This is a genomic window from Dactylosporangium cerinum (genome assembly GCF_042653625.1).
Classification (GTDB): domain Bacteria; phylum Actinomycetota; class Actinomycetes; order Mycobacteriales; family Micromonosporaceae; genus Dactylosporangium; species Dactylosporangium cerinum.
Genome location: NZ_JBHSIU010000019.1, coordinates 201,763 through 218,139 on the forward strand (window position 1 = coordinate 201,763; position 16,377 = coordinate 218,139).

At 69.8% G+C, this 16,377-nt stretch carries 14 protein-coding genes; 11 read left to right on the forward strand and 3 right to left on the reverse strand.

Annotated features, from left to right (window positions below; all coding sequences use genetic code 11):
- The first annotated feature begins 320 nt into the window (after nt 1-320).
- The 6 genes from ACFPIJ_RS18685 (at nt 321) to ACFPIJ_RS18710 (ending at nt 4,976) form a co-directional block, all read left to right on the forward strand.
- A complete protein-coding gene (locus ACFPIJ_RS18685) occupies nt 321-464 on the forward strand; it encodes a hypothetical protein (RefSeq protein WP_380116406.1) in 144 nt (47 codons plus the stop codon).
- A 245-nt stretch (nt 465-709) separates the two neighbouring features.
- Complete coding sequence (locus ACFPIJ_RS18690; protein WP_380116824.1) at nt 710-1,216, forward strand: barstar family protein; 507 nt, start codon at nt 710-712, stop codon at nt 1,214-1,216.
- 852 nt (nt 1,217-2,068) lie between these two features.
- Nucleotides 2,069-2,689, forward strand: a complete 621-nt coding sequence (locus tag ACFPIJ_RS18695) for a hypothetical protein (protein ID WP_380116407.1) — start codon at nt 2,069-2,071, stop codon at nt 2,687-2,689.
- Between the two features lie 363 nt (nt 2,690-3,052).
- The gene (locus tag ACFPIJ_RS18700) at nt 3,053-3,469 is read left to right on the forward strand and encodes a hypothetical protein (RefSeq protein ID WP_380116408.1); all 417 of its coding nucleotides are present in this window, start codon (nt 3,053-3,055) and stop codon (nt 3,467-3,469) included.
- Nucleotides 3,470-3,963: 494 nt separating this feature from the next.
- Nucleotides 3,964-4,152 carry a hypothetical protein gene (locus ACFPIJ_RS18705; RefSeq protein ID WP_380116409.1) on the forward strand — a complete coding sequence of 63 codons (189 nt, stop codon included), beginning with the start codon at nt 3,964-3,966 and terminating at the stop codon, nt 4,150-4,152.
- Between the two features lie 23 nt (nt 4,153-4,175).
- Complete coding sequence (locus ACFPIJ_RS18710; RefSeq protein ID WP_380116410.1) at nt 4,176-4,976, forward strand: WD40 repeat domain-containing protein; 801 nt, start codon at nt 4,176-4,178, stop codon at nt 4,974-4,976.
- Nucleotides 4,977-5,029: 53 nt separating this feature from the next.
- On the opposite strand, the gene metH is transcribed toward ACFPIJ_RS18710, so the two are convergent.
- Nucleotides 5,030-8,680 (reverse strand): methionine synthase, encoded by a 3,651-nt coding sequence (gene metH, locus ACFPIJ_RS18715; RefSeq protein ID WP_380116411.1) that lies wholly within the window; start codon nt 8,678-8,680, stop codon nt 5,030-5,032.
- A gap of 136 nt (nt 8,681-8,816) precedes the next feature.
- Here metH and ACFPIJ_RS18720 point away from each other — a divergent pair, with 136 nt between their 5' ends.
- From ACFPIJ_RS18720 to ACFPIJ_RS18730, 3 genes are all read left to right on the forward strand, one after another.
- A complete protein-coding gene (locus ACFPIJ_RS18720; protein ID WP_380116412.1) occupies nt 8,817-10,256 on the forward strand; it encodes a glycine hydroxymethyltransferase in 1,440 nt (479 codons plus the stop codon).
- 96 nt (nt 10,257-10,352) lie between these two features.
- Nucleotides 10,353-11,111 (forward strand): aspartate/glutamate racemase family protein, encoded by a 759-nt coding sequence (locus tag ACFPIJ_RS18725; protein WP_380116413.1) that lies wholly within the window; start codon nt 10,353-10,355, stop codon nt 11,109-11,111.
- Complete coding sequence (locus tag ACFPIJ_RS18730) at nt 11,108-12,514, forward strand: MFS transporter (RefSeq protein WP_380116414.1); 1,407 nt, start codon at nt 11,108-11,110, stop codon at nt 12,512-12,514. The genes ACFPIJ_RS18725 and ACFPIJ_RS18730 overlap by 4 nt, the downstream gene beginning before the upstream one ends.
- Here ACFPIJ_RS18730 and ACFPIJ_RS18735 read toward each other — a convergent pair.
- Nucleotides 12,450-13,634 carry an FAD-dependent monooxygenase gene (locus tag ACFPIJ_RS18735; RefSeq protein ID WP_380116415.1) on the reverse strand — a complete coding sequence of 395 codons (1,185 nt, stop codon included), beginning with the start codon at nt 13,632-13,634 and terminating at the stop codon, nt 12,450-12,452. The two genes, ACFPIJ_RS18730 and ACFPIJ_RS18735, sit on opposite strands and share 65 nt — an antisense overlap.
- 85 nt (nt 13,635-13,719) lie before the next feature.
- Between ACFPIJ_RS18735 and ACFPIJ_RS18740 the strand changes: the two genes are divergently transcribed.
- Both ACFPIJ_RS18740 and ACFPIJ_RS18745 read left to right on the forward strand, forming a co-directional pair.
- Nucleotides 13,720-14,985, forward strand: coding sequence for a DUF2786 domain-containing protein (locus tag ACFPIJ_RS18740; protein ID WP_380116416.1), 1,266 nt, complete (start codon nt 13,720-13,722; stop codon nt 14,983-14,985).
- A gap of 98 nt (nt 14,986-15,083) precedes the next feature.
- Entirely contained in the window at nt 15,084-15,641 is a 558-nt protein-coding gene (locus ACFPIJ_RS18745) for a hypothetical protein (RefSeq protein ID WP_380116417.1), read from the forward strand.
- On the opposite strand, the gene ACFPIJ_RS18750 is transcribed toward ACFPIJ_RS18745, so the two are convergent.
- Nucleotides 15,609-16,304 carry a DUF998 domain-containing protein gene (locus ACFPIJ_RS18750; RefSeq protein WP_380116418.1) on the reverse strand — a complete coding sequence of 232 codons (696 nt, stop codon included), beginning with the start codon at nt 16,302-16,304 and terminating at the stop codon, nt 15,609-15,611. The genes ACFPIJ_RS18745 and ACFPIJ_RS18750 overlap by 33 nt on opposite strands.
- Between the last annotated feature and the right edge of the window lie 73 nt (nt 16,305-16,377).

The window sequence follows — 16,377 nt, forward strand, 5'->3', positions numbered from 1 at the left end:
TCAAGTCGGCTTTGCCGGAATGCACACTCCGTTCGTGTTGGCGAGGGTCAGCCTTTTGTCGCTTGTGGACGCCAGCGCTTGAGTGGGAAGATCGCGGGACCTTACTACTCGAGGCAAGATGGGGGTCACGTGGGGAAGAACGCAGACAATGAATGGCTGTATGGAGTTATTATAGTCCTTCTAATTATAGTCGGCTGTCTTTGCTGCGGGAATTATGAGGGGTACTATTCAGGCTACTAGGGCGTGCCTTGTTGACCATCCGGCGCTGGATGCAGTAGGTAGATGGCCGTATCACGACGGCATGCGCTGACTGGCGAGGGATGGGCGCCGTTGCAGCCGTTACTGCCGGCCGGCCCGGGGAGGCGATCACCGCCGCCACCGAGGCAGTCGCCCTGTATCAGCAACTCGGCGGGACGTCAGGCAACCTCGCGCTCCTCGACGGCATCATCCGAACAATGCCGTAATACCGTGGCAGGCCAAGCGGGGGCAGCACCCCGACCACGCCGACAGCACAGCGCTGTTGCCCCGCGACGCCGAGAACGCTCTGGCCTGATTGCCCGCCGTGTCCGGTCTCAGGACCTCCGTGACACATCGGTATCAGGACCTAGGTGACAAGATCGGTAGGTTGTATCGGGCCCAGTTCGCCTATCGTGTGGCGGTGACCGCGTTTGATGCTGATGCTGATGCTGAGCGGCTTGACTACTGGTTGATGGCCAACACGTTCGTGACGCTGTTCTGGCGTCCCAGCGTCTTCGATGAGGCCGTTCAATGGCTGGCTGGCCACGGGTACACGATCGTGCATCTCGACGCGCGACGCTGGGCGACGGAAGCAGACATGCATCGTGACGTTGCCAGTGCTCTGGACTTTCCCGACTACTACGGACACAACCTCGACGCGCTGAACGACTGCCTGCGAGATGTCGTCGCCTACCGGTACGGCACCACACGGGAAGCAACTGGTCTCCTTATCGCCTTCAACGGCTACCACGCCTTTGCTGAGGCAGATCCTCGGTGCGCCGCCGAGGTCTTGGACATCATTGCTGGGCAGGCCCGGTCGGCGGCGTTGATCGGTCACCGGATGCTGTGCCTGGTCCAGAGCGACGATCCGCAGATCGCGTTCGAACCAGTGGGTGCTATGCCGGTGTTGTGGAACCACCGTGAATGGCTCGATGCACGCCGGCGGCCTGGCAGCGATCCACACCCTCTGATCGCATGACCGTCTAGCCGGACGTGTCACACACGTCCCGAGACTGATCTGTCACGCATGTCGTGAGACCCGACACCTGATTGCCCGCCGCCAGGTGAGAACTTTCTGTACGTCTTCAAGGCGGCCCTGACGGGCCGCTCGCGCAGCTCGGGCCACGCCGCGCCTTGCCGCTTCGCTCCCGGCGCGGCGGTCCCGGCCGCGCGCAAGGTCCCGATGGGCACGCCGAAGCCCCGGCCATCCTCACTGACGAGGAGCCAGGGCTTCAGTACCGAGTTGTCGACGTCGATCAGTCAGCAGCGCCAGATAGCCAGAGAATCAGCATGACCCCGAGCCCGCCGATCACAAACCAGACGAACGCCGCCAATGCAACTTTCGAGAAGGCGGGAGGCGGATGCGAGTGTCTGGCCACCTGCGCATCATCGCCCGCAACTTGCAGAGGCCGCCACCCCGCGACTGTATGCAAGTCCACGCCGGGTCCGTCGCGGCTCGCTGTCTTGCCTCCGGCGGGCAGGGCCTCCGGCCGCTGCACCCGGGGGTGTGCCTCCGGCGGCCAGGGCTGCTCGCCCGTGGACCCCGGCAGCCCGGGAAGCCCGGGGGTGGCTCCGAGCCCTCCCGTTGCGCACCGGAGGCAGTCATGCCGCACCACCGGGGCGCCAGCGTCCGCGTAAACGATCCGGCCCGTCCGTCATGGCGCCCCGGCGGCACAGCATGACCGGGCAGAGCCTGCGCAACGGGAAGCCTCTCCGGGTCAGACGCATGTTGCGGAGCAACCGCGAAGACAGAATCGCTGCCCGTGCACGAGCCGGGGAAACTGTCGTACCCAACGTTTATCGTCAATGTCATCACGGTGGGGAGGACCGGATGGACGACAGCGCGCACAAAGCACGGCTCGCCAACGCCAGCACGTCGCTGGCGGAGTGGCTGAGCCCCATCGGCTTCTCGTCCGCCACCGCCAGTCAAGTGACCGCGCGGTTGACGGCTGAGGTCGAACGATGGGCCGAGCACTACGGATTCGCCTGCGCAACCGAGGGGTCCGTTCAGTACTACCGCGAAGGGCTGTTCGGCCCCCGCTGGACCAACGGCTACATCGACGTCGTCGGCATCCGACCGACCGGGCTGAGCCTCGCCGTCGAGATTGACAGGACCGACAAGGTCCGGTCGCTTGCCAAGCTCGCCAGCCGCGCCGCCGACGGAACGGTCGCCATCTGGCTGCGCTGGTGCCACGCCACCTCCATGCTGATGCCGCCCGGCGTGGCCGCAGTCGACTTCCGGGTGGACCGCTACTACACCAACACTGGTCCCCGGTTCCGACGGCAGCCGCACCTCACGTGGCCTGCCCCGCCGGCAAGGCTGAAGCCGCCGCCCAGGCTGACCTACCAGCCGCCCCTGTTCGACATCCCTCCGACCGTCGACCAGCCACAGCGCAAGCGACCAGGCGAGACCGACCCGCCAGCGCGGCCCGGACGCTATCCCGCAGCCTGACCCAGCCTGGAGAAGCCGAGGCAGAGGTCGGACTCCAGCTCGGCCGAGCAGCTCCCTCTTGGGAGAAATCTGGGAGACGATCTTGCCGAAAAGGCTCCAGAGCACCCTCGCAAGCCACCCGGTACCAACGCATTGACCAGGCATTTTGCGAAAACCGGCAGGTCCGCGAGAGAAGTTGACCTTATTCACACCGAAGAGGTCACTGGTTCGATCCCAGTATCGCCCACCGCAGCTCAAGGGCCATTTCCCATCGAGGGAAGTGGCCCTTGAGCTTTGCTCGGTGACTATCTGCGTGCCAGCGGGACGCTGCGGGACGGAAAAGTCGGTAGTGCTTCGCTCCCTGCGGCTGCCATTGTTGCCGTTGTGAGAGCTTCACCCGACAGTCATCTCGACCAGTACGAGCTGATCGCTCGCGACCGCCTGAGCCCCATCTTGGGCATGTTCCGCGACGTCGATGTCCCTGGTGGGCCGGAAGGCATGCATGACTTCGAGGTTGATCTTGCTGACGGGTCCGTCGCGGCGATCGAGGTGACCAGCGAGGTCGACTCGCAGCGTCTGAGGACGGGCGCGGCCGCGCAACGCACTTTCCCGCAGCTGACGCTGGACGGCTCCGTCCCGACGTGGGTCGTTGGCCTGGAAGACTCCGCCGAGGTCAAGAAGATCAAATCTTTGCTGCCATTGCTATTGGGAGACCTTGAGGCAGCCAATCGACGACACGTTTATGGCGGCTACGACCCCGCCGACCCGTTCGCGCTCCGGCTATCTCCGCGCAGGGCCTGAACAAGCTGAACAAGCTCAATCGGACAGGGACGCGAGCCACTCAGAAGCATCTGGTCGTCGTCGCTGACTCATTCAGCCAAGCCGGCATGGGCATTTCGCTGGCATTGCGCAGCCGGACAGAGCGAGGGGCGGCCGAGTACGGCATTCCGACGTTTACGCCGCCAACGCCATTGACGCACCTATGGCTGCTTCCGTCGATCAACGAGTGGGATGGCCTGGTGTGGGATGCGACATCAAGATGGTCGATCCTGGCCGGACGGCCCACCAGCTTCTAGGCGAACCAACCCCGAGACGTTGAAGATGACCGCTCTCCAGTTGATCCGTTACGGATCAGCGTCACATGATGCGTGACAGCTCCGGCTAGACGATCAAGTCGGTTGGACAGGTTACGCCGTGGGTTGGCATAGCGGTAGAACGGTCGTGCTCCAATACCGGTCGCGGTGCCCGCGTCGCGCTCGTAGGCTGCCGCTCAGCGGGTGTGCTGGGGAGGGTTTGTGAGCAGGAAGCGGTACGTCGCCCGTGGGGTACCGGGTGGGTATCGCATCTGGGACAACAGGGGTCGCCGGTGGTGGGGCGATCTCTATGAGTTGTGTCCGGACGACCTGCTGGCCGAACTGAACGGCGACGCGAATTACGAGAAGATCACTGCCCTTCTCAAGCGTTACCGGGCGTTGAAGCGGTAGAAAGCTTCCGTTGGACGCTCGGTGTGGGCGGCCGCGCCGTCCAGAGCATCGTGGCCCAGATCGACTTCCGCCCGCGTGACCTTGCCCTGTCGCCTTACGGCGACCTCGTCGTCATCGGTGCGCAGGAGGCGGTGGTCCTGTCCGCCGCCGGCGCCGCGCAGCACTGGAACGCCGTCACACGCTTCGCGACCAGCCCCGACCTGCGCGCCGCGTCGGTCGTCCACGACCGTCTCGCCGTGCATCGGGAGACACCTGACGGCACGGCCGCGCTGCACCTGGTCGACCCGGCGACCAGGACGGTGTCGATGTCGACCGGCATGACCGGCACCGGGATCGCGAAGTTCATCGGGCCGGACATCGTCTGCACCTATTCCAGGCGGTCGGAACTGACGATCCACGTGGGTGCCGGCCGCGCCGACCCCGCGGTGCATGCCGTCGTGGTGCCGCCGCTGGCCAGCCTGGACGTCCGCCTGCTCGACGACGGGCACGCCCTGCTGCTGCTCGGTCATGAGGACGGCAGGATCTCCTTGGCGGAGCTGTCCATCGACGCGGAGCAGTTGCGCGTGACCGAACTGTGGCAGCACCCGGCGCATACCAGGCCGGTCACCACTGTCACCATCTCCGGCGGGTTCATCGTCTCGGGAAGTGCGGACAGGACCATGCGCCTGTACCCGCTCAGGGATCGATGGGAGATCGGTGGACACCTGCCGCTGCACCGCAGCGTCCGATGCCGCGGCATGCTCATCGCCGGCGTCAGCGGTCCGCAGGAGCGCGAACTGCTCCAGACACTGATCGACACCGACCAGAAGGCGCTCGTGTCGTAGCCGGCGCGCGACCCGGACCTCCCGCCGCGGTGGCGGTGGCCCGGGCCCGGGCGTCAGGTGGGGTCGTAGGCGAGGTTGGGGCGCAGCCAGCGTTCGATCTCCTCGACCGGCAGGCCGCGGCGGGTCGCGTAGTCCTCGACCTGGTCGCGGTTGATGCGGCCGACCGTGAAGTACCGCGAGTCCGGGTGGGCGAAGATCAGGCCGCTGACGGCCGCCGCCGGGGTCATCGCGAACGACTCGGTCAGGGCGAGGCCGAGCTTGTCGGCCTCGAGGAGGTCGAACAGGGCCTGCTTGAGGGAGTGGTCGGGGCTGGCGGGGTAGCCCAGCGCCGGGCGGATGCCGCGGAACCGCTCCGCGTGCAGGTCCTCCAGGGCCGGGGCGGCGTCGGGCTCGAACCAGGCCCGGCGGGCCTCGAGGTGGATGTACTCGGCGAACGCCTCGGCGAGCCGGTCCGCGAGGGCCTTGACCATGATGGCGCGGTAGTCGTCGTTGTCGGCCTCGTAGCGGGCGGCGAGTTCCTCCGCGCCGTGGATGGCGACCGCGAACCCGCCGAGGTGGTCGGGGAACGCGTTCCCAGGCACGGGTGGGGCGACGTAGTCGGCGAGGCAGCGGTTGGGGCGGCCGTCCGGCTTCTCCGTCTGCTGGCGCAGCATGGGGAAGGTGACCGCGTTGTCCAGGACGACGTCGTCGCCGTGGGAGGCGGCGGGCCAGAAGCCGTAGGCGCCGCGGGCCGTCAGGGAGCCGTTGGCGATGATCTCGTCGAGCAGGGTGTTGCCCTCGGCGAAGAGCTCGGCGGCGACCGGCTGGTCCAGGATCGCGGGGTACTTGCCCTTCAGCTCCCAGGCGAGGAAGAAGAACTGCCAGTCGATCATCTCGCGGAGCGTCTGCAACGGCGGCTCGACGATCCGTACACCGGTGAAGTCCGGCACCGGAACGTCCGCGAACGACACGTCCGAGGCGTTTGCCCGGGCCTGCGCGAGGGTGAGCAGGGCGGTGTGCCGGCGCTCGGCGTGCTGGCGGCGCAGGCGCTCCTGCTCGTCGCGGTTGTCGGCGGTGAGCTGCGCCACCCGGTCCGCGTCGAGCAGGCCGGCGACGACCCCGACGACCCGCGAGGCGTCCTGCACGTGGACGGTGTTGCCCTCGTACGCCGGAGCCACCCGCACCGCCGTGTGCTGCCGCGACGTGGTGGCGCCGCCGATGAGCAGGGGCAGCGTCAGGCCGCGGCGCTGCATCTCGGCGGCGACCGCGACCATCTCGTCCAGCGACGGGGTGATGAGACCGGACAGGCCGATCGCGTCGGCGCCCTCCGCGACCGCGGTGTCGAGGATCTTCGCGGCAGGGACCATGACGCCGAGGTCGATGACCTCGTAGTTGTTGCAGCCGAGGACGACGCCGACGATGTTCTTGCCGATGTCGTGCACGTCGCCCTTGACGGTCGCCATGACGACCTTGCCCTGACCGCTGCGGCCGCTCTGCGCGGTGCCCGCGGCGCGGGCGGCCTCCTTCTCGGCCTCCATGAACGGCTCGAGGTACGCCACGGAACGCTTCATCACGCGGGCGCTCTTGACCACCTGCGGCAGGAACATCTTGCCGGCGCCGAACAGGTCGCCGACGACCTTCATGCCGTCCATCAGCGGACCCTCGATCACCTCCAGGGGACGCTTCGCCTCCAGGCGCGCCTCCTCGGTGTCGGCCTCGATGAAGTCGACGATGCCGTGCACCAGTGCGTGGGACAGCCGCTCACGGACCGGGGCCTCACGCCACGACAGGTCCACGACGCGCTGGGTGCCCGAGCCGCTGACCGTGCCGGCGAACGTGACGAGCCGGTCGGTTGCGTCCTCACGCCGGTCGAACAGCACGTCCTCGACCAGTTCGAGCAGGTCGGCGGGGATGTCCGCGTAGACGGCGAGCTGACCGGCGTTGACGATGCCCATGTCGAGCCCCGCGCGGACCGCGTGCAGCAGGAACGCCGAGTGCATCGCCTCACGCACGACGTCGTTGCCGCGGAAGGAGAAGGACAGGTTGGAGATGCCGCCGCTGGTGCGCGCGCCGGGGCAGCGCTGCTTGATCAGCGGCAGCGCGTCGATGAACGCCTTGGCGTAGCCGTTGTGCTCGGCGATGCCGGTGGCGACGGCGAGGACGTTCGGGTCGAAGATGATGTCCTCGGGCACGAACCCCGCGCGGTTGACCAGCAGGTCGTACGCCCGGCCGCAGATGTCCACCTTGCGCTGCGTCGTGTCGGCCTGGCCGAGCTCGTCGAAGGCCATCACGACGACGCCGGCGCCGTAGGAGCGGATGATCCGGGCCTGCTCCAGGAACGGCTCCTCACCCTCCTTGAGGCTGATCGAGTTGACGACGCCCTTGCCCTGCACGCACTTGAGGCCTGCCTCCAGCACGCTCCAGCGCGAGCTGTCGATCATGATCGGGATGCGGGCGACCTCGGGCTCGGTGGCGATGAGGTTCAGGAACGTGGTCATCGCCTGCTCGCTGTCGAGCAGGTCGGCGTCCATGTTGACGTCGAGGAGGTTGGCGCCGCCGCGGACCTGCTCGAGGGCCACGTCGACCGCGCCCTGGTGGTCGTCGGACTCGATGAGCCGGCGGAACCGCTTCGAACCGGTGACGTTGGTCCGCTCACCGATCATGACGAAGCCGGTGTCGGGGCCGATCTCGAACGGCTCCAGGCCGCTGAACCTGGTCGCCGGGGCGGGCGCCGGGACGTGGCGGGTCGGCAGCCCCCGGACCATTTCAGCGATCTTGCCGATGTGGGCGGGAGTAGTGCCGCAGCAGCCGCCGACGACGTTGACCAGGTGGTCGGACACGAAGCCCGCGAGCAGGCTGCCGGTCTCCGCCGGGGTCTGGTCGTAGCCGCCGAACGCGTTGGGCAGGCCGGCGTTCGGGTGCGCGGCGACATAGGTGCCGGCGAAGCGGGCCAGGTCCGCGACGTGGGGACGCATCTCGGCGGCGCCGAGGGAGCAGTTGACGCCGACGATGAGCGGGTCGGCGTGCTCGACCGAGCGCCAGAACGCCTCGACGGTCTGCCCGGACAGCGTCCGGCCGCTCAGGTCGACGATCGTCACCGAGATCCACAGCGGCAGGTGCGGCGCGACCTCGCGGGCCGCGGCGACGGCCGCCTTCACGTTGAGCGTGTCGAAGATCGTCTCGATGAGCAGCAGGTCGACGCCGCCCTCGGCGAGCGCGCTGATCTGCTCCGCGTAGGTGGCCTTGACCGTGTCGAACGTCACGGCCCGGTAGGACGGGTCGTCGACCTTCGGCGACAGCGACAGGGTGACGTTGAGCGGGCCGACGGACCCGGCGACGAACCGCGGGCGCTCCGGCGTGGAGAACTCGTCCGCCGCCTGCCGGGCCAGCCGCGCACCCTGCACGTTCATCTCGCGGACCAGCGACTCCAGGCCGTAGTCGGCCTGGGCGATGCTGGTGGCGGTGAACGTGTTGGTGGTGGTGATGTCGGCGCCCGCGGCGAGGTACTGCCGGTGCACATCGAGGATCACGTCGGGCCGGGTCAGGATCAGCAGGTCCGGGTCGCCGGTGACGTCCTGGACGTGGTCCGGGGCGATCAGATCACCGCGGTAGTCCTCGGGCTTGAGGCCGGCCGCCTGCAGCATGGTGCCCCACGCGCCGTCGAGCACGACCACACGCTCGTCGAGGAGCTTGCGGAGATCTGCAATCGCAGTTCTGATCGGCACCGGGATCCACCTTCCGTGGGTCAGACGGAAGGCGCCCTTACGGTGAGTGAAACCAGGTCGAGCGTGGCGGATCGTCGATGACCCGTCGCAGCGCCTCTCGCCCCGACCCCGAATTCTAGCCTGTTACCGTGGCGACATGAACGCCCAGAGTTCGGAATCGATCGCGGTCAATGCCGCACTCGACGTGGTCAGGGCCGTCGAGCCACGGATCGCGGACGCCATCGCCGGCGAGCTGACCGCCCAGCGCGAGTCGCTCAAACTCATCGCCAGCGAGAACTACGCCTCCCCTGCCACGCTGCTCGCGATGGGTAACTGGCTCAGCGACAAGTACGCCGAGGGCACCGTCGGCCGCCGCTTCTACGCCGGCTGCCAGCAGGTGGACACCGTCGAGTCGATCGCGGCCGAGCACGCCCGTGAACTGTTCGGCGCGTCACACGCGTACGTCCAACCACATTCTGGGATCGACGCGAACCTGGTCGCATTCTGGGCGGTCCTGGCGCAGCGGGTCGAGGCGCCGTTCCTGCGCGAGAAGTCGGTCCGCCAGGTCAACGACCTCACCGAGAGTGACTGGGCGCAGCTCCGCCACGACTTCGGCGACCAGCGCATGCTCGGCATGTCCCTGGACGCCGGCGGGCACCTGACCCACGGCTTCCGGCCGAACATCTCCGGCAAGATGTTCCACCAGCGCAGCTACGGCACCAACCCGACGACGGGCCTGCTGGACTACGACGCGCTGCGCGAGACCGCCCGTGAGTTCCGCCCGATGATCATCGTCGGCGGTTATTCGGCGTACCCCCGCAAGGTGAACTTCGCGACGCTGCGGGAGATCGCCGACGAGGTCGGCGCGACCCTCATGGTCGACATGGCGCACTTCGCCGGGCTCGTCGCCGGCAAGGTCTTCACCGGTGACTTCGACCCGGTGCCGCACGCCCACATCGTCACCACCACGACCCACAAGACCCTGCGCGGCCCGCGCGGCGGCATGGTCCTGTGCCAGCCGGAGCTCGCCGACCAGGTCGACCGCGGCTGCCCGATGGTGCTCGGCGGTCCCCTGCCGCACGTCATGGCCGCCAAGGCGGTCGCGCTCGCCGAGGCCCGCACCGCGTCGTTCCGCGACTACGCGCAGCGGGTCGTCGACAACGCCGCCGCGCTCGCCGAGGGGCTGCGGCGTCGCGGCGTGCGGCTCGTCACCGGCGGCACCGAGAACCACCTGGTGCTCATCGACGCCTCCCAGCTGGGCGGCGCTCCCACGGGACTGACGGGCCGGCAGGCGGAGGCGGCGCTGCTGGACGCCGGCATCGTCACCAACCGCAACGCGATCCCGCAGGACCCCAACGGCGCCTGGTACACCTCCGGCGTGCGCATCGGCACCCCCGCGCTCACCACCCGTGGCCTGGGTGTCGCCGAGATGGACACGATCGCCGAGCTCATCGCCACCGTGTTGAGCAGCACCCGGCCGGCCGCGGACTCGAAGGCCAAGTACACCCTCGACGAGTCGGTCGCGGCGAAGGTGTCGGGCCAGGCGTCCGAACTGCTCGCCGGTTTCCCGCTGTACCCGGAGATCACCCTGCGCTGAGCCGCAGTACTAGCCCACAGTGCTAGCCCGAAGTCGCAGCCGTACCCGCCTAGACATCGATCAGCGGGTATGGTTGCGGCCACGGGGGGTGGGTGCGTGCTGGGTGTCATCGGTGGCGTCGGTCCGGTCGCCACGATCGAGTTCTACCGGTTGCTCGTCGCGGAGGTCCAGGCCCGCACGGGCGCGTGGCCGGACCTGCTGGTGCACAGCCAGCCGATGCCGATGCGTCTCGTCCACGCGGTCCTCGCCGGCTCCGGTGGCGCGGCTGACGACGCTGCGATCGACGCCGGCGTCGACGCTGAGGTCGATGCGCTGCTCACCACCGCGCTGGACACCCTCGAGCGGGCCGGCTGCGACCTCGTCGCGATGCCCTGCAACACGTTCCACCGGCACCTGCGGCCGCTGCTCGCCGGGCGCAACCTGAAGCTCATCGACATGGTCAACGAGACCATCGACGCCGCCGCCGCCCGCGGCCTGCGCCGCCTGGTGCTGCTCGCCACCGGCACCAGCGTCGACCACGAGGCGTACGCGGCGGCCCGGCTGCGCGGCATCGAGATCCTGCGCCCCGCCGACCAGTCCCACGTCGTCGCCCTCGTCGAGCGCTGCGTCGGCACGGGCAGCGCCCCGCTGGACCTCGCCGCCGCGGTCAGGTCGGCGGAGCTGGCGGTGGCGGGGGCGGACGCCGACGGGGTACTGCTCGGCTGCACCGACCTGACGGTCCTGCGCGAGGGCCTGTCGCGGGTCACCCCGGTCGTGGACAGCCTCACCTGCCTCGTCGCCGCGTGCGCTGACGCACTGACCGATACAGCACTGACTGATACAGCACAGACCGATACAGCACAGACCCGCGCATGAGGGCCGTCGCGGTCTGCCTGAGCTTCTTCCTGGTCATGCTCGACAGCACGATCGTGACCGTCGCGCTGCCGTCGATCGGTGGTGGCACCGCGACGCTGCAGTGGGTCGTCGACGCGTACACGGTGGTGTTCGCGGCACTCGTCCTCGCCGGCGGTTCGCTCGCCGACCGGTTCGGCGCGCGGCGGGCATACCGCGCCGGCGTGATGATCTTCACACTCGGCTCGATCATGTGCGCCGGCAGCGGCACCGCCAGCGCGTGGCTGATCGCCGGGCGGGTCGTGCAGGGTGTCGGCGCGGCCGTGCTCATGCCGAGCTCGCTCGCCCTGATCCGCTCCACCTACCCCGAACCGGCGACGCAGGCCCGCATCATCGGCCTGTGGGGCGGCCTCGGCGGGGTCGCGGCCGCGGCCGGGCCGCTGCTCGGCGGCGCGCTGCTCAGCGTCGCCGGCTGGCCCGCGCTGTTCCTGCTCAACGTGCCGTTCGCGGTGCTCGTCCTGGTCGTCAGCGGCGGCCTGGTCGACCCGCCCGTGGTCCCAGGCGCCCGCGTCGACGTCCGCGGCGTCGTCACGTCGACCTGCGGGCTGGCGCTGCTCGTCGCCGGCTGCATCGCCCACCGCGCCGACCTCGTCGCCGGCGGCGCACTGGTCCTCGGGCTGTTCGTCGCCCTCCAACGCGGAGCTCTCCAACGGCGGGCCTTGCAAAGCCGCCGCCCCGCGTCCATGCTGCGCCCCGACCTGCTGCGCCACCGCGCGCTGCGAGCGACGGTGATCACGGGGTTCGCGCTGAACTTCGGCTTCTACGGGCAGTTCTTCCTGGTCACGTTGTACCTGCAGCAGCAGCGTCACCTGTCGCCGCTGCTGACCGGGGTAGCCCTGGCGGTGCAGGCCGCCGGCGCCGTCGTCGGGTCCCCGTTCGGCGGCTGGGCCACCCACCGGTCCGGCCCGCGCACGACGATGCTGATCGGCCTGCTCACCGGCGCCGCCGGTTTCGTCGCCCTGGCACTGTGCGCGTCGGGTCCGCTGCCCGCCGTCCTCGCCGCGCTGTTCGTGATCGGGTTCGGCATCGACACCGCCATGACCGCGGCGACGTCGCTGACGCTGCAGGTCGCGCCCGACGGCCACGCCGGGGTGGCGAGCGGGCTGCTCAACACGATGCGCCAGGTCGGCAGCGCCCTCGGGGTCGCGGTGCTCGGCGCGATCGGCGGCTTCGCGACCGCGGTGCTGATCGCCGCCGGCACCTACCTGGCGGCGGCGGTGCTCGTCGCGCTGCGGACCGCAGCGCCTGGAACTACAGCACCCGGAACTGCAGCACCCGGAACTGCAGCGCCCGCCCTGCCCGCTACGCCTGCACCTCCTGCGCCCCCCGCAGTTCCGCGTGCGCGTCGTATTGGTGGATCCAGCTGACCATGTCGGGCAGGTTGGCGAGGCGTTCGTTGCGCGCCTGCGCCTCGGGGCCGTCGGGCACCTGGAAGCACTTCGCGTTGCCGCGGGAGCCGAGCTGCAGCTGCCGGGCGCGGGGCTTGCGAACCGTCTCGTACGCCGCGAGGGCCTCGCCGACGCTCAGATCCGGCTGCCCCAGGAAGTGCGCGAGCACCGCCACGTCCTCGACGGCCTGGTTGCTGCCCTGCCCGGCGTGCGGCAGCATCGGGTGCGCCGCGTCGCCGAGCAGCGTGACCCGCCCGGTGCTCCACCGCCGCAGCGGCTCCCGGTCGAACAACGCCCAGCGGCCGGTGTCCTCGACGGCGCCGAGCATCGCGAGCACCGTGTCGTTGAAGCCCTCGAACGCCGCGACCGCCTGGCTCGCGTCGCCCTTCGCCGACCACGACTCGTCGGTCCAGGCCTCATCCCGCGTGTACGCCACGAAGTTGATCAGCTCGCCGCGGCGTACCGGATAGACCACCAGGTGGCTCACCGGCCCGAGGAAGAACGTCAGCCCCATCTGATCGCCGCCCGGGACCTTGTCGACCGGGACGAGGCCGCGGAAACAGCTCATCCCGGCGAACACCGCCTCGTCGGGCCCGGCGACGTGCTGCCGGACGGTCGAGCGGACCCCGTCGGCGCCGATCACCAGGTCGGCGTGGGTGCTGGAGCCGTCGGCGAACGTCACGTCGACGCCGTCGGGCGTCTCGTCGATCGCGACGCAGCGCTTGCCGAGCCGTACCCCATCACTGCCGAACGCGTCCAGGAGCACCTGCTGCAGGTCGGCCCGGTGCAGGCCGAGGAACGGCGCACCGAACCGCTCGGTGTACCAGTCACCCATCGGGTGCTCGTAGAACAGCTCACCGGTGCGCCACTCGTGGAACTGGATGCGGTGCAGGTCCGAGCCGACCTCCCGCAGCGCCGGGCCGAGACCGAGGCGTTCCATCAGCCGGGACCCGTTGGCGCCGAGCGACACCCCGGCCCCGATCGCGCCGAACGTGGTCGCCTGGTCGTACACCTCGACCTCGTGACCCTCGGCCCGCAGCGCGATCGCCGCGGTGAGGCCACCGATTCCGGATCCGATGACTACGACGCGTGAAGACATGACACCTTCTCGACTCGTGGCTTGATGTGCGGGCCTGCCGGACAGCGACGGGAGCCTATCAGTGGGCCGCGGGTAGCCTTGCGCAGTGCTTACAGCCTCAGCGGCAGACCAGATCAAGGCGGTGCTCAACGGCAGCGTCGGGTACGAGCGTGGCCTCGACACGCTGACCGTCGCGCCCGCCGCGGAGGTCGACCCAGCGCTGTTCGCCGCCCTGCAGTCGGCCTGCAAGCGGCTGTTCGAGCGGGGCTGGCAGCCCGGCGAGCTGCACCGGGTCGTCGGACGGCGCGGCACCGTGCCGCACACCGTGCTCGTCACCGACGCCGTCGCCGCGCACCTGCGGGGCTTCCGGCCGGCCACGGTCGACCCCCGCTGGCGGGCCCAGGCCGACGCGCTCGGTGCCACCGTCTGGTGGCCGGCCGACAACGTCTACTTCGACCGGCTGCCCGCCCGGTGGCGGGTCGACCGGATCGAGATCCTCGACACGGTCCTGGTGCTGCTCGGCATCCTGCGGACGCTGCCGGCGATCGAGGTGCTGATCCCGGTTCCCGGCACGGCCGTGGCCGCCCCCGCCTCGAAGAAGGCCGGCACGAAGGCCGGCGCGACGAAGGCCGTCGACGTGCGGCTGCTCGACCGGGTGCGCGCGCTGCTGGCGAAGGCCGAGTCGACGACGTACCCGGCCGAGGCGGAGACGTACACCGCGAAGGCGCAGGAGCTCGTCGCCCGGCACAGCATCGACGAGGCGCTGCTCGTCGCCCGGGGCGGGGCGACCGGCGCCTCGTCGATGGTCGTGCCGTTCGCGCGCCGGATCGGTGTCGACCACCCGTACGAGAGTGAGAAGGCCTCCCTCCTCGACGCCGTCGCCCGCGCGAACCGCTGCCACGCGGTGTGGTCGCCGGAGCTCGGGTTCGCCACCGTGTTCGGGTTCGACAGCGACATCGACGCCGTCGACCTGCTCCACACGTCCCTGCTCGTGCAGGCGAACCGGGCCATGTCGGCGGCCGAGCCCCTGGGCGTGCAGGCGAACGGCAAGGCGGGACGCGCCCGGCTGAAGACGTTCCGCCAGTCGTTCCTGGTCGGGTTCGCGGTCCGCATCGGCGAGCGGCTCACCCAGGCGAGCGAGGCCGCGGTGCAAGACACGATGAAGGGCACAGTGGAGGACACGGACGCCTCGCCGCAGGATCTGCTGCCGGTGCTCGCCGCCCGCGACGCGCAGGTCCGCGAGACGATGGAGCGCGTGTTCCCCCGCACCGTGCGCGGCCGCGGCACCCGCGTCGACAGCGACGAGGGCTGGGACTCCGGCCGCGCCGCCGCCGACCGCGCCGCGCTGCATCAGGGGCCGCGTCAGGGCTAGCGGCCGACCCTGAGAGGCCGCTCAGGGTCGGCCCATCGGGGTGCTGTCCGGGCTCCGCCCTGATGCCGGTGCGCATCGGCGGTTGCGAGTCTGCACGTATGACTCGCCAAGTTACTTCCCCGCTGGTACGGCTCGGTGCTCCCGTTCTGCTGTTCGTCTACGGCACGCTGCGGCTCATCGACGGCAGCGACGGCCACCACGACAAGGACGGCGCCCTGTGGAATGTCGGCCACATCTGCTTCTTCGTCGCGTTCGTCCTGCTGGGGGTGCTGACCGTGCACGTGTACCGGGCACTGCGCCCGGTACACGCCACGCCCGTCCGCCGGGGTGTTGCTCTCGCCGCGACGGCCGCCGGGGTGTTCGGCGCGGCCTGTTTCCTGTGGGTGATCGTCGGGGACCTGTTCCCGTCGTTCCCCGCGCTGCCCGACGGGTTGCAGATCGCCGGTCCCGCCCTGTTCCAGGTGGGCATGCTCACCCTGCTGGTGCTGCTGGTCCTCGCGCGGCTGATCCCGGTGTGGAGCCCGGTCCTCGTGGTGGCGGCGTTCGCGGCGATCGGCGTGAACCTCGACCTGATCCCCGTTGCCGCCGTCCTGCTGTTCGCCGGGCTGCTGCCCCTGGGGCGCTCACCGCACGCCGCGACCAGCCCCGCGCTGTAGCACCGTGAGGGCGGCGGCGATCCAGTTCCAGGCCACGGCGACACCCAGGAACAGCGTGAGCGCGCCGCCCTGACCGCCGGTCATCGCCCACCCGAGGCCGAGCGCGAACAGCACCCCGGCGACCCGCCCCGACACAGCCCAGCCGCGCTGGCCGGCCTGCGCTGTCTGGCCTGCCTGGCCTGCACTGCCGAATCTCGCGGCCAGCACGAAGCACAGCGCGATCATCGAGAAGAACGACAGGCTGCCGCCGACGTTGTGCAGGATCATGTGGCCGCTCATCGTGGTCAGGCGACCGGCCGGAGTACCGAGCGGGAACCCGTCGCTCGCGTCCATCCGGAACACCGCCGCGATGAGCAACCCCACCCCGATCAGCGCGAGCAGGATCGGCCCCCACGTGCGCCCCCGGCCGCCCTGGAGCACCCGCCGGGCGCCGATCGCGCCGGCAACGCTGAGCAGCCCGGTCACCACGAAGCTGGTGGTCTGCACCCAGCCGAGGTCGCCGAGCGCGAGCATGCTGATCGGGTGGCGGGTGATGTCGTACCCGTCGCGCGTCGCCGTCTGCACGACGGCGGCCACGGTGAACACGGGCGCGGCGAGGACCGCGGCGGCAAGGAGCCTGGGGGCGGCAGTGCTGGTGAGGGCAGTGCTGGTGGAGACAGTCATCATCGGAGCCTTCCGGTGGCGTCAGGAGCGCCTCGGTTCGTGCGCTCACTGACGCGTCGAACAGCCGACCGCG